This window comes from Pedobacter sp. CAN_A7 (assembly GCF_015752175.1).
Lineage (GTDB): Bacteria > Bacteroidota > Bacteroidia > Sphingobacteriales > Sphingobacteriaceae > Pedobacter.
In genome coordinates this window covers 294,247-308,418 of record NZ_JADOUW010000001.1, presented here as the reverse complement: position 1 = coordinate 308,418, position 14,172 = coordinate 294,247, and the positions used below count along the sequence as shown (strand labels likewise).

At 39.6% G+C, this 14,172-nt stretch carries 13 protein-coding genes; 9 read left to right on the top strand and 4 right to left on the bottom strand.

Annotated features, from left to right (window positions below; translation table 11 throughout):
- Positions 1 to 255 precede the first annotated feature (255 nt).
- Entirely contained in the window at positions 256 to 1,401 is a 1,146-nt protein-coding gene (locus tag IWX76_RS01405) for an MFS transporter (RefSeq protein WP_196858073.1), read from the bottom strand.
- 177 nt (positions 1,402 to 1,578) lie between these two features.
- On the opposite strand from IWX76_RS01405, the gene IWX76_RS01400 reads away from it, so the two are divergent.
- The 6 genes from IWX76_RS01400 (at position 1,579) to IWX76_RS01375 (ending at position 7,655) form a co-directional block, all read left to right on the top strand.
- Positions 1,579 to 1,935, top strand: a complete 357-nt coding sequence (locus IWX76_RS01400) for a YtxH domain-containing protein (RefSeq protein ID WP_196858072.1) — start codon at positions 1,579 to 1,581, stop codon at positions 1,933 to 1,935.
- Positions 1,936 to 2,090: 155 nt separating this feature from the next.
- Positions 2,091 to 2,936, top strand: a complete 846-nt coding sequence (locus IWX76_RS01395; protein WP_196858071.1) for a CvfB family protein — start codon at positions 2,091 to 2,093, stop codon at positions 2,934 to 2,936.
- 3 nt (positions 2,937 to 2,939) lie between these two features.
- A complete protein-coding gene (locus IWX76_RS01390) occupies positions 2,940 to 4,085 on the top strand; it encodes a methionine aminotransferase (protein ID WP_196858070.1) in 1,146 nt (381 codons plus the stop codon).
- Between the two features lie 27 nt (positions 4,086 to 4,112).
- Positions 4,113 to 4,916 carry a nitrilase family protein gene (locus tag IWX76_RS01385; protein WP_196858069.1) on the top strand — a complete coding sequence of 268 codons (804 nt, stop codon included), beginning with the start codon at positions 4,113 to 4,115 and terminating at the stop codon, positions 4,914 to 4,916.
- A 29-nt stretch (positions 4,917 to 4,945) separates the two neighbouring features.
- Entirely contained in the window at positions 4,946 to 6,733 is a 1,788-nt protein-coding gene (gene lepA, locus IWX76_RS01380; RefSeq protein WP_196858068.1) for a translation elongation factor 4, read from the top strand.
- A 40-nt stretch (positions 6,734 to 6,773) separates the two neighbouring features.
- Complete coding sequence (locus tag IWX76_RS01375; protein ID WP_196858067.1) at positions 6,774 to 7,655, top strand: bifunctional 5,10-methylenetetrahydrofolate dehydrogenase/5,10-methenyltetrahydrofolate cyclohydrolase; 882 nt, start codon at positions 6,774 to 6,776, stop codon at positions 7,653 to 7,655.
- A gap of 65 nt (positions 7,656 to 7,720) precedes the next feature.
- Here the strand turns inward: IWX76_RS01375 and IWX76_RS01370 are convergent, their stop codons facing one another.
- Complete coding sequence (locus tag IWX76_RS01370) at positions 7,721 to 8,053, bottom strand: Rieske (2Fe-2S) protein (RefSeq protein WP_196858066.1); 333 nt, start codon at positions 8,051 to 8,053, stop codon at positions 7,721 to 7,723.
- A 112-nt stretch (positions 8,054 to 8,165) separates the two neighbouring features.
- Between IWX76_RS01370 and IWX76_RS01365 the strand changes: the two genes are divergently transcribed.
- Positions 8,166 to 8,789 carry a 7-carboxy-7-deazaguanine synthase QueE gene (locus IWX76_RS01365; protein WP_196858065.1) on the top strand — a complete coding sequence of 208 codons (624 nt, stop codon included), beginning with the start codon at positions 8,166 to 8,168 and terminating at the stop codon, positions 8,787 to 8,789.
- A gap of 60 nt (positions 8,790 to 8,849) precedes the next feature.
- On the opposite strand, the gene kdsA is transcribed toward IWX76_RS01365, so the two are convergent.
- Positions 8,850 to 9,665 carry a 3-deoxy-8-phosphooctulonate synthase gene (gene kdsA / locus IWX76_RS01360; protein WP_196858064.1) on the bottom strand — a complete coding sequence of 272 codons (816 nt, stop codon included), beginning with the start codon at positions 9,663 to 9,665 and terminating at the stop codon, positions 8,850 to 8,852.
- A gap of 26 nt (positions 9,666 to 9,691) precedes the next feature.
- Entirely contained in the window at positions 9,692 to 11,881 is a 2,190-nt protein-coding gene (recQ, locus tag IWX76_RS01355) for a DNA helicase RecQ (protein WP_196858063.1), read from the bottom strand.
- Between the two features lie 88 nt (positions 11,882 to 11,969).
- Here recQ and IWX76_RS01350 point away from each other — a divergent pair, with 88 nt between their 5' ends.
- Together IWX76_RS01350 and IWX76_RS01345 are read left to right on the top strand one after the other, a co-directional pair.
- Positions 11,970 to 12,935, top strand: coding sequence for a KpsF/GutQ family sugar-phosphate isomerase (locus IWX76_RS01350; RefSeq protein WP_196858062.1), 966 nt, complete (start codon positions 11,970 to 11,972; stop codon positions 12,933 to 12,935).
- 16 nt (positions 12,936 to 12,951) lie between these two features.
- Positions 12,952 to 14,043 (top strand): mannose-1-phosphate guanylyltransferase, encoded by a 1,092-nt coding sequence (locus tag IWX76_RS01345; RefSeq protein WP_196859001.1) that lies wholly within the window; start codon positions 12,952 to 12,954, stop codon positions 14,041 to 14,043.
- Positions 14,044 to 14,172 lie beyond the last annotated feature (129 nt).

Sequence of the window (14,172 nt, the reverse complement as noted above, 5' to 3'; positions counted from 1 at the left end):
TTTTAGATTTTATAGATAACAATATCGGCTATTGTTTTGTTTTAAAAGAGACTGTAACCAATTATCAAAATTTCTTTTAGCCAGAAGACTTCAAAAAGGTGAATATGAAAAAGCTGAACCATATTTAGTCCTAGCTGACTCCTAGTTTTCTAGAAAACTAGGATTTTTTATGGATTATAGTTGATTAATATCTAGACGCAGGATAAGGCCGTATCGACCTATACTAAATTTCGTTACTGGAAACAGGTTATGAATTTATTTGGCAACGGAACGTTTATACTTAAAAAATAACTGCGATATGGGAATTAACATCAATCCGCATAACGCGAAAATGATGAAGGAGGACCTTAAACCAAAGGCATGTGCCAGGTAACCTATTATTGGAGGACCCAATAACATACCGGTAATGGAATAGGTAGCAATGATGGATATGGCCATACCTGGCGAATATTTTTTCGACAAGCCAGCTAAAGCGTAGGACATGGGCACAACAGCTGCAGTACCAAAACCAACCAAAGAGAATCCAATCATGGCCGGCCAGAAATATGGAAATAGAATGGCTAGTAATATACCGACAATGATAAAACCGGCACTGATGATATACATGGCTGCCATGCCAACCCGATCGACAATGGCGTCAGAAATAAACCGGGATAAGGCCATGAAAGTCATAAAAATCAGGTAACCATAGGTGAAAATCTTGACTTTAATCACTTCCTGGAAATAAATACCACTCCAGTCAAACATACCTCCTTCGCAGATGGCGGAGAAAAAAACAATCAAACCCAGGTAAAGAATATATGGATCTGGTTTACTTAATACCAACTTATTACCTGAGGTAGAACGGTCGTCTTGAAGCAAAAACCGATAGGAATAACAGGTGATGAGCAATGATATCAGGGCAATAACGATGAAATGAACCTGCATACTCACATTGAAGGCCAGGAAAAATGTAGAGAATAGAATTCCTGCTATGCCCCCACTGCTCCAAAAACCGTGGAAAGACCCGATGATCTTTTTATCATATAATTTCTGCAACGTAATCCCTTGCGTATTTACCGAAATGTTAAATATGCGCATTGTAAAAGCAAAAATCATTACAGAGACCACTAACATAAAGGTGCTGCTGGCAAAACCGATCATGGCCAATGCAATGGTATTCAAACCAAAGCCAATGGCTAAAGGGACCCTGCTGTTAAAACGTGACACTAACCAGCCTGAAATAGGTAATCCAATTAAAGAACCTATGGGTAATGCCAATAAAATGGTACCTAAAGTAGCTTCATTAAAGTCGAATGCAGATTTAATGGTTGGAATTCTGGATGCCCAAGTAGAAAAACTTAATCCCGACATAAAGAAAAAAAGACTTAAATAGGCTCTGTGTTTGTTTTTCGTGATCATTGCTTTTAAATGGGTCCGCAAAGGTAATTAAATAGGTTATCCTAATCAGGATAACATTTGCTTTTTAAAATTGTACTAATTATTTGTGGTTTAGGAAACATCAGGATAACAGCTTTTATGTATTTTTTAAAACATATATATACTACACTTGTTCTAACCACATAAAAACCTTTTATCATGAAACTAAATAAAATGCTATCCAAGTGTACCAGACAACATACTGATTCTTCAATGCCTATCGTGGCGTTATTAGCCGGACTTGCCGTTGGCGCAGTTGTAGGACTGTTATTTGCACCCGAAAAAGGTGCTGATGTTCGCGGAAAAATATCCGATAAAGCAGGCGATTTGGCATCAAGTGTAAAAGACAAAATCCAAAGTGTTAAAGAACAATTTAGTGCTGAATCAGAAAAAGTGGTTGAAGTAAAAGACCAGGTGGTTGATGACGTTAGAAAAAAAACTAAAGCTGCCGCTGATCAGCTGAGCGGCGAAGCCGATGCGACCGCATCCGGTAACGATCCGGTTAAAAATAGTTAATGATTTAAAGGCTGGTACATTACCGGCCTTTTTTTTGTTTAAATCGATACCTATCATTTTGTTATTCATTAGGGTGTATTGGACAGCTAGTTTATTACCTTTGTAAACTAAGTAAAATTAACAGCCATTGAAGTGGATGGCTTTACAAAAACATCATGATAGCAATAGGACAGTACAACGATTTAAGGATCATCAATAAAACAGAATCTGGATTAATATTAACAGACGGCGACAAAGAAGTGTTATTACCCTATAACCTTGCCCCTACAACTGCTGAACCCGGAGAAAACATTAATGTATTTGTCTACATTCATAAAGACGGCAGTTTAATTGCCACGACCAAAAGACCTTTTGCCTGTGTTGGCGATTTCGCCTACCTGACCGTTGTAGATGATGGTGAGGATGGTATATTTATGGACCTGGGTATTGGTAAAGATGTGTATGTTCCTGAAAAAGAGCAAAAACGTCCCATGTTTAAAGGCGATCAGCATGTGGTTTACGTATTTTTAGATGGCGCCAATGACCGTATGGTGGCATCATCGAGGTTAACCAACTTTGTTGAAGAAGAAGATATTGACCTTGATGAAGGCGATGAAGTAAGTTTATTGATCGTTGATCGCTCTGATTTAGGTTATAATGCCATTGTTGATAATAAATATATCGGCTTGTTGTATACCAATGAGCTATTCGATGAATTACATCCCGGAGAGATAAGAAAAGGCTGGATTAAAAAAGTAAGGGTTGACGGAAAGATCGACCTTAGTTTACAGCCCATGGGTTATAGCCATATTTTAGACAATAAAAATGTGGTACTTGAAGAATTGAAAGCTGATGGCGGCATCATTAACCTGGGCGATAAAAGCTCACCAGATGATATATACAGTCGTTTTAAACTAAGCAAGAACGCTTTTAAGAAAATTATTGGTGGACTTTACAAAGACCGCTTAATTACCATTGAAGACCATGAAATTAAACTTTTTAAAGACGACGAAGCGGAATAAATAATGATATCGAGTCACTCTAAGCTTCCTGGTATAGGTACCAATATATTTTCTGTGATGTCTACCCTGGCGGAAGAACATCAGGCCATTAACCTTTCGCAAGGGTTTCCAGACTATGCTTGTGATCCTAAATTGATTGAGCTGGTTAGCGATGCCATGAAAAATGGCGATAACCAGTATGCACCAATGGCCGGTTTACCAGTGTTAAGGAATTTGGTTGCCGACAAGGTGAACCATACGCATCAGGCTGCGTATAATCCTGATTTGGAGGTGACCATTACCGCGGGTGGTACCCAGGCCATATTCACGGCCCTGGCTTCCTGTATTAATCCTGGCGATGAGGTCATCATTTTTGAACCTGCCTACGATTGTTATGCCCCTACCATCAGAATGTTCGGCGGTTTAGTCAAACCCTATAGCATGGCTTTTACCGAGGATAAAATAGATTGGGACATGGTGAAAAAGCTTTTTAGTGCCAACACTAAAATGATCATTATTAATAGTCCGCATAACCCTACTGGCTGCATCCTTCAGGAAGATGATATTCAGGCCCTCATCAAGCTCACCAGAGATACCGATGTATTGATTTTAAGTGATGAGGTGTATGAACATCTGGTGTATGACGGTAAACAGCACTTAAGCGTTGCAGCCTACCCTGAACTAAGGGAAAGGGCATTTATTATCGCTTCGTTTGGCAAAGTACTGCATACCACCGGTTGGAAAGTGGGGTATTGCATAGCTCCTGATTTTTTAATGAAAGAGTTCAGGAAAATACACCAGTTTAATGTGTTCAGTGTGAACACCCCCATGCAGGTGGCCATTGCAAACTATTTACAGGATGAAACTGTATATAGTGATGTTACCGCCTTTTTTCAACAAAAAAGAGATTACTTCCGTTCCTTACTCGCACAAACACGATTTGAAATGCTTCCTTGCGAAGGCTCCTATTTTCAGTGTGTAACCTATAAAGCCATTAGTGATGAGGGAGATTACGCTTTGGCTACCCGCCTGATAAAAGAATTTGGAGTTGCAGCCATACCCCTTTCGGCCTTTTACACCCGCAGTACCGACTGCCAGGTATTGAGATTTTGTTTTGCGAAAAAACAAGAAACACTCGAAAATGCCGTTAATAGATTAATAAAACTATAATTTATCAATAACACCTACCTACCCACCATGGAACAACCGAGTTATCTACAACTAAGCAATTTAAAGATTACCGTTTTCCAGGCTTACTTATTTTGGGAAAATGTAGATAAGAACCTAAAGAACTTGTCACTACGTTTATCATCGGGCGTAAAAGAAAAAACGGATCTTATTGTATTGCCAGAAATGTTTAACACAGGTTTTAGCTTGAATTCTGAACTACTGGCCGAAGAAATGAATGGTAAAACCATGGATTGGATGGCAGATGTAGCACGTACATACGATTGTGTAGTTACAGGTAGCATGATGATTAAGGAAAATGGCCATTACTTTAATCGCTTGATCTGGATGACGCAGGAAGGAGAAGTCACTTATTACGACAAGCGGCATTTATTTAGCATGGGTAAGGAAGATGATTATTATACTGCTGGAAATAAGAAAGTCACGGTAGAACTTAAAGGTTGGAAAATACGCCTTGCCATTTGTTACGACTTGCGTTTCCCGGTTTGGATAAGAAACCAGGGGGCAGATTATGACTTGCTGTTAATCGTTGCCAGCTGGCCTGACCAGCGCATGGCCCATTGGCGTGCATTGATACCTGCAAGGGCAATTGAAAATCAAAGTTATGTGGTAGCTGTAAACCGTGTGGGTCACGATGGTAACCAGGTTTACCACAGTGGACATTCCATGTGTATCGATCCTTTTGGTAATACGGTATACTACAAACCCGAGGATGAAGACCTTTATACTTTCAGTATAGGTTACGAAGAACTGGTTAAAATACGCAGAGCATACCCTTTTCTTCCCGATGCAGATAATTTTACGATAGTTTAATCAATCAAAATCTTATCTTTGCAGCAAAGATGAAGCACATACGGAATTTCTGCATAATTGCACATATAGACCACGGAAAGAGTACCTTAGCCGACCGTTTATTAGAATATACAAAGACGATTACCCAGCGTGAATCGCAGGCACAACTGTTAGACAACATGGACCTGGAACGTGAACGTGGCATAACGATTAAAAGTCATGCCATTCAAATGAACTATATTGTTGACGGACAGGAATATATACTAAACCTGATTGATACTCCGGGACACGTAGATTTTTCTTACGAGGTATCGCGTTCTATTGCTGCATGTGAAGGTGCTTTATTAATTGTAGATGCTTCACAAGGTATACAGGCTCAAACCATCTCCAATCTTTATCTTGCCTTGGAGCATGACCTTGAAATTATACCCATTTTAAATAAAATGGACTTACCTGGTGCCATGCCAGAAGAAGTAAAAGATCAAATCATAGATTTAATAGGTTGCAAAAGAGAAGACATTATTCCGGCCTCGGGTAAAACCGGTTTAGGCGTAATGGATATCCTACAAGCTATCATTGACCGTGTTCCTGCTCCTCTTGGAGATCCGGAAGCACCTTTACAAGCCTTAATTTTTGACTCCGTATTTAACTCCTTCAGGGGAATTATTGCCTACTTTAAAGTAGTAAACGGCGAAATTCGTAAAGGCGATAAAGTGAAATTTATTAATACCGGTAAAGAATACCTGGCTGATGAAGTTGGTGTACTTAAACTAAATATGTTACCTAAATCGGTGGTCAAAACTGGCGACGTAGGTTACATTATATCTGGTATAAAGGAAGCCCGTGAGGTAAAAGTTGGTGATACCATTACCAATGTTGCCCGTCCATCTTTAGATGTCATCCAGGGATTTGAAGAAGTAAAACCGATGGTATTTGCGGGTATCTATCCAGTTGATACCGACGAATTTGAAGAACTTCGTGAAGCCATGCACAAGTTGCAACTTAACGATGCTTCCATTGTTTTTGAACCAGAAAGTTCTGCAGCCCTGGGTTTCGGCTTTCGTTGCGGTTTCCTGGGCATGCTGCACATGGAAATTATTCAGGAACGTTTGGAGCGTGAGTTCGACATGACGGTAATTACCACCGTACCCAACGTATCTTATATTGCAAAAACAACCAGAGACGAGGAATTCCTGGTTAATAATCCATCTGATCTTCCCGATCCAAGTAAATTGGAATATGTTCAGGAACCATACATTAAAGCAAACATCATTACGAAGGCTGATTTTGTTGGCCCTATCATGTCGCTTTGTATTCAAAAAAGAGGAATTATTACCAACCAGAATTACCTGACCTCTGATCGTGTTGAGCTGGTATTTGAAATGCCAATGGGCGAGATTGTATTTGATTTTTACGATAAACTAAAAACCATTTCCAAAGGTTATGCATCCTTTGATTACCACCAGATAGGCTACCGCCAATCAGATTTGGTACGTTTGGATATCCTGTTAAACGGTGAACATGTAGATGCTTTATCATCGCTGATCCACCGTTCTAACTCTTATGATTTTGGTAAAAAAATCTGTGAAAAACTACGTGAACTGATTCCACGTCAACAGTTCGACATTGCCATTCAGGCTTCTATCGGTGCGAAGGTTATTGCACGCGAAAATGTGAAAGCGATGCGTAAAGATGTTACTGCCAAGTGTTATGGTGGTGATATTTCACGTAAACGTAAATTACTGGAGAAACAGAAAAAAGGTAAAAAACGAATGCGTCAGGTAGGTAACGTAGAAATACCACAAACTGCTTTTATGGCGGTATTAAAATTAGATTAAGCGAAATCATATACATAAACCATTAGGGACCACCATTATTATGCAATTACTAGACGGGAAATACGCTTCAGAAAAGATTAAGTTAGAAATTGCTGCCGAAGCAGCAGATTTTTTAAATCAAAGCGGAAGAAAACCACACCTGGTGGCAATACTGGTTGGAAATGATGGTGGTAGTGAAACTTATGTGGCCAGCAAGATGAAAAACTGTGAGAAGGTTGGCTTTCAATCTTCTTTAATACGCTATGATTTAACGGTAACTGAGGAAGAATTATTGGCTAAAATTGCAGCTATTAATGACGACCCTGGGGTTGACGGACTTATTGTTCAGCTACCACTACCTAAACATATTGATCCGGAAAAAGTAACGGAAGCCATCGACTACAAAAAAGATGTTGATGGTTTTCACCCGGTAAACTTAGGTCGCATGATGCGCAACTTGCCTTGTTTTATTCCGGCAACACCTTATGGCATCATGCTCATGTTACAAGCATACGAAATTGATACCACAGGTAAACACTGTGTAGTGGTAGGAAGAAGTAACATTGTGGGAAGCCCGATGAGTATTTTAATGGCTAGAAACGCCAATCCGGGAAATTGTACGGTAACCTTAACGCATAGCAAAACCAAAAACCTTAAAGAAATAGCTTTACAGGCCGATATCATTGTGGCCGCCATTGGTAAAAAGAATTTTGTGACGGCTGATATGGTTAAACCGGGTGCCATCATAATTGATGTAGGTATCAACAGAGAAACTTCTGCAACGACTAAATCTGGTTATAAATTATTTGGTGATGTTGATTTTGAAAATGTAGCGGAAAAGGCTTCCTGGATTACTCCAGTACCAGGTGGAGTTGGTTTGATGACGATTGTTGGTTTGCTAAAAAATACCCTGGCTTCTGCAAAAAAAGAAATCTATTCCTAAAGATAATAACTGTTTATCCGGGAATGCTAAATTTCAGGCCTAATATTTTGTAGGGGATTTAACACTTAGCTAAATAATTGCTTAATCCAACTTTCTTTAATACCGATGTAAAGTCCGTCTTTGCGTTTTTCTAATGGATACGTATTAATATAATCGCCCTGCCCAGTAGCACCCCTTCCGGTTTTCAGGTTGTATTCCCAGCGATGAATCGGGCATACTAAATGTCCGTTTCTACACCAACCCCCGCTTAGTATACCTCCAGCATGCGGACAGGTATTTTGCACGGCATAATATTCACCCTGTTCTTTGATCAGGCACAACTTTTTACCAGATACATTAATTTGTTTCACAAAGTCACTTTCTGGCAGCTCCTCTTCTAACTTGTACCATTTTAGCATGACTGCGCTATTATCGTGTTGGATTTAAAATTCACAGGTGGGTCATTTAAATGAATATGAAGATACATATAATGTTATTCCTGTTCGGAATTATTTACATTTGCACAATTCTATGGCACATCAAATACCAAGCGACGGCACACTACTTCCATTGATGGAAGAATTTTACACTATTCAGGGCGAAGGATATCACACAGGCAAAGCAGCTTATTTTATTCGCCTTGGCGGATGTGATGTAGGCTGCCATTGGTGTGATGTGAAAGAAAGCTGGGATGCAGAATTACATCCGCTAACTTTAGCTGACGATATTGTGGCCAAAGCCGAAACCTTTCCCGGTAAAGCAGTCGTGATCACCGGTGGTGAACCTTTAATTTACAACATGGATTACCTGACCAAAAAGTTACAGGAAAAAAATATCCTCACCTTTATTGAAACGTCCGGAGCGTATCCGCTTTCAGGTACATGGGATTGGATTTGTTTATCGCCTAAAAAGTTTAAAGCTCCAAGACCAGACATTACGCCTTTTGCCAATGAGCTAAAAGTAATTGTATTTAATAAAAGTGATTTTGCCTGGGCAGAGGAATATGCGAAAGCTGTCTCGCCAAGCTGCAAATTATATTTACAACCAGAGTGGTCAAAGGGTGCAGAAATTACACCCTTGATTATTGACTATGTGATGGCGAACCCGAAATGGGAAATATCGTTGCAAACACATAAATACCTTAACATTCCTTAAGTGGTATTGACCAGGAACTGCTGTAGTTAAAACAGTAAGGTCTTAAAATAAGAAAAGCGGTTAAATAACCGCTTTTCTTATTTTAACTAATTTTTCGAGCAATTCTTCCAATCGATCGAGATGAAGCATATTGGCACCATCTGATTTTGCATTGGCAGGATCTGGGTGGGTTTCAATAAATAAACCATCGGCACCTACAGCTATCGCCGCTTTAGCAATAGTAGCAATCAGTTCCGGTTTTCCGCCAGTTACCCCGCTACTTTGATTCGGTTGTTGTAAAGAGTGTGTGCAGTCCATCACCACGGGTACGCCAAAACTTTGCATTTCAGGTAAACCGCGATAATCAACGATCAAATCCTGGTAACCGAATGTGTTACCCCGGTCTGTTAAGACTACACGGTTATTTCCGGCTTCGATAATTTTCTCTACCGCAAATTTCATAGAGCCGGCCGAAAGAAACTGGCCTTTCTTCACGTTCACTACTTTTCCCGTTTGCGCAGCTGCAATTAAGAGATCTGTTTGCCTGCACAAAAAAGCAGGGATTTGAAGTACATCCACATAGGCAGCAGCCATCGCAGCTTCTGCACTTTCATGAATATCGGTCACGGTAGGAACCCCAAAAGTATGGCCCACCTTTTCTAAAATCTTTAGTGCTTTTTCATCGCCAATACCGGTAAAGGAACTTCCTTTAGAGCGATTAGCTTTACGGTACGATCCTTTAAAAATATAAGGGATCTCCAGTTTATTGGTAATTGTTATAATTTTCTCTGCAATACGCATAGCCATATCTTCACTTTCAATGGCACAAGGACCGGCCATTAAAAAGAAATTATCACTTTGCGTATGTTGTAATTTATCTATATCAAAATTAATCATGTATGCTGTTTTATTAAGGGCAAGTATTAATTTCCGAGTTCTGACATGAATTTAATTCGCATCAGCTGAATTTCTTCACGCGTATAGTCTGTTTCACCAAGATCTTTTAAAGCACTATCGATAGAATCATTCTCCGCATTTCTGAAATAATCGAACACCTCATCCTGGCGGTCGTCGTCAATCATTTCATCTACGAAATAATTAAGATTCAACTTGGTGCCTGAATTGACGATGGCTTCGATTTCCTTTAAAATATCATTATAGGTGATGCCTTTTGACCTGGCAATATCTTCCAGACCAATTTGTCGGTCTACATTCTGGATGATCGACACTTTAAGTTGTGATTTGTTTGCCTGTGTTTTGATAATCAAGTCTACCGGGCGCTCAATGTCATTATCCTCCACATATTTCTTGATCAGTTCGATAAATGGTGCACCGAACTTAAAGGCTTTTCCATTTCCAACCCCTGAAATCTGTTTCAGTTCCTCCATGGAGATGGGATAATGCGTACACATCTCTTCCAAAGAAGGTTCCTGAAAAACTACAAAAGGAGGAACGTTTTTTTGTTTAGCAATCTTTTTACAAAGGTCTTTTAATAACACCAATAACTGTGTATCCAAAGCACCGGTGCCATGTTTAACGTCATCTTCATCATCATCCGGAGCTGCATCAATAGGATCATTCAGCACGAATTTGAGACTGTAAGGGTTATCAATAAAATCCTGACCAGATTTAGTTAAACGCAACAGTCCGTAGTTATCAATGTCTTTAGACAAGAAATTATTCAATCCAGCTTGTCTGATCAGCGATTTCCAAAGGTTCTCGCCTTCAATTTTACCTAAACCATATTCCGCAATTTTACGGTGTTCGTAAGCAATGGTTTGAGCAGTTTCGCGGCCCATCAATACGTTAAGCAGGTGGGCATCGTCAAACTTCTCCCCTATATTTTTGATTAATATTAATAATGCCTTTAGGTGTTCCTCTGCATCAAACGATCTTTTTGGTTTTCTGCAATTATCACACATGCAATTACAGCCGGTTTCATTAAAGTTTTCACCGAAGTAATGTAAGATCTGCTTTCTGCGACATACGCCAGACTCTGCGTAATCAATCACCTCTTTCAAGATTTGGGTGCCTATTTCTCTTTCGGCAACCGGTTTATCCTTCATGAATTTGGCTAATTTATCTACATCTTTTTGCGCATAAAATGCCACGCAAATGCCTTCCCCACCATCTCGTCCGGCTCTTCCAGTCTCCTGGTAATAGCCTTCCATGCTTTTAGGAATATCATGGTGAATGACAAACCGAACATCTGGTTTATCAATACCCATACCAAAAGCAATGGTGGCTACAATAACCTGTGCATCTTCCATCAAGAATTTATCCTGTGTATCAGCCCTTACTTTTGGTTCTAAACCTGCATGGTAAGGCAGCGCCTTAATGCCGTTCAGGTTTAAACTGTCGGCAACCTCTTCCACTTTCTTGCGGCTTAAACAATAAATAATACCCGACTTGCCAGTGTTATGCTTAATATACCTGATGATTTCTTTAACCACATCACGCTTGGGGCGGATTTCATAAAATAAGTTGGGGCGGTTAAATGACGATTTGAATAAGGTAGCTTCCGTCATTTGCAGGTTTTTGATGATGTCCTGCTGTACCTTAGGGGTAGCCGTGGCTGTTAAAGCAATGATAGGAATATCATTCCCCAGGCCACTGATTACCTGTCTGATTTTTCGGTATTCAGGTCTAAAGTCATGTCCCCATTCCGAGATACAATGGGCTTCATCGACGGCTACGAATGATATTTTGATTAACCTGAAAAAGTCAATATTATCCTGCTTGGAAAGCGACTCTGGTGCTACATATAAAAGTTTAGTTTGTCCACTTAACAAATCACTTTTTACCTGTGCAATATCGGTTTTATTAAGGGAAGAATTAAGGAAATGAGCGATACTGTCACTTCCGCCAAAGGCCCTTAGTTGATCTACCTGATTCTTCATTAAAGCAATCAGTGGGGAGATAACAATAGCGGTCCCCTCGCTCATCAATGCTGGTAATTGATAACAAATAGATTTCCCACCCCCCGTTGGCATGATTACAAAAGTATTCTTTCTTTCAAGAACATTGGTGATGATAGACTCCTGATCACCTTTAAAATTATCAAAACCAAAAAAGTTTTGTAAGTTGTCGAACAACGACTTTTTCACATCCATTCCGTGTATAAAATATTCCGTGCTATTTTTTACTCAAAATAACATAATTTTGCCTTAATTAAAGCATCAAGATACTAAATAATTCTGTTTGAAAAGTAAAGAATCAATTATAGAGGCGGGTATCAACACTTTACAGTTGGAATCACAGGCCATTTTTGGCTTAATTAAGAGCATTAACGATGATTTTGTAAGCGCGGTGAACTTAATCATGGCCACGGATGGTCGTGTGGTGGTTACCGGAATCGGAAAGAGTGCCATCATTGCTCAAAAAATAGTAGCTACATTCAATTCTACAGGTACACCTGCGGTGTTTATGCACGCTGCTGATGCTGTGCACGGCGATCTGGGCATGATACAAAAAAACGACATCGTGATCTGTATTTCCAAAAGTGGTAATACTCCCGAAATTAAGGTGCTCTCTCCCCTGCTTAAACATGCGGGTAACACCTTAATTGGCATGGTTGGGCAATTGGATTCTACACTGGCCAATCACGCTGATTTAATACTAAATACCACCGTAGAAAAAGAGGCTTGTCCGCATAACCTTGCACCTACCACCAGCACCAGTGCGCAGCTGGCCATGGGCGATGCCCTTGCCATTGCGCTGCTCCATGCCAGGGAATTTAACAAAGATGACTTTGCTAAATATCACCCTGGTGGTTCTTTAGGTAAAAAACTATACCTTAAAGCGGCAGATTTAGCCGTAAGGAATGAAAAACCAAGTATTTCTGCCCTTGCCCCCATTAAAGATGTAATCATAGAGATTAGTCAAAATCGCTTAGGCGTTGTTGTTGTTATCGAAAACGATGCTATATTAGGGGTAATTACTGATGGTGACATTAGAAGAATGTTGGAAAAACATACTAATTTAGCAGAAATCAAGGCACAGGACATCATGAACAGACATCCGAAGAAAATTGACGAGGCTGAGTTAGCCATTAATGCATTGGAGATTATAAAACACAATAACATCACCCAATTGTTGGTTACAAAAGGGAATTCGTACTTCGGTATTATACATTTACACGATCTTCTTCAGGAAGGAATTATATAACGCGCTCAACATAATGATGAACAAAAACAATTATGCATTAATCATGGCCGGTGGCATTGGAAGCCGCTTCTGGCCAGTAAGCAGAACAGAATTTCCTAAGCAATTTATCGACTTTTTCGGCACAGGACAAACCTTAATTCAAAGTACCTATAACCGATTTTTAAAAATATGTCCTCCGGAGAATATTTTTATTGTTACCAACCAAAGTTATACCTCCATCATTAAAGAACAATTACCTGCCATACTGGATAATCAGATTCTTGCAGAACCCATCATGCGTAATACAGCACCTTGTATCGCCTATGGTGCCATGAAAATTGCACAGATAAATCCGGAGGCTACCATTGTAGTTGCCCCTTCAGATCATACCATCGCTCAGCAGGATAAATTTATTGAAGCCATCCAGCAATCGCTCCAGGCGGCCGCAGAAAATAATTGCTTAGTTACACTAGGTATCAAACCAAGCCGTCCTGATACCGGTTACGGTTACATCCAATATGAGGATGAAACTTTAGCTTCCGATCAGGGCATTCATAAAGTAAAACTGTTTACTGAAAAACCTAACCAGGAATTAGCAACTTCTTTTATACAAAGTGGCGACTTTTTGTGGAATGCAGGGATCTTTATCTGGTCGGTTGAGGCCATTAATAAAGCCTTTGAGAAACATCTACCAGATATGTATGAGATTTTTCATGCAGGCGAGGCATTTTACAATACCGAGAACGAAGCTGCTTTTATCAGTAATGCATACCAGCAATGTACCAATATCTCTATAGATTTTGGCATTATGGAAAAAGCTGATAACGTGTACGTGTTGCCTTCAGAATTTGGATGGTCAGATTTGGGTACCTGGGCTTCTATTTACGACATGGCTGAAAAAGACTATGTAGGCAATGCCGTCATCCCAGCAGAAAAAGTAATGATGTTTAATTCATCTAATTGTATGGTCAATGTACCAGATAACAAATTAGTTGTTTTGCAGGGTCTTCATGATTACATTGTTGTGGAGTCTAATAATATTTTAATGATTTGTCCAAGAAGTGAAGAGCAGCATGTGAAATTGGTTGTTGCTGATGTAAAAGCCAAACACGGATCAAAATACATTTAAACCTATAGTTACTTAGTATACATTAAATTAGCTATCATTAGCTGTATGGATTAAGCACTTATTTAGGCCTTTAGACACAAAAAAACCGCTTCCTTAAAGGAAGCGGTTTTTTTGTGCCTTGCTATTTAT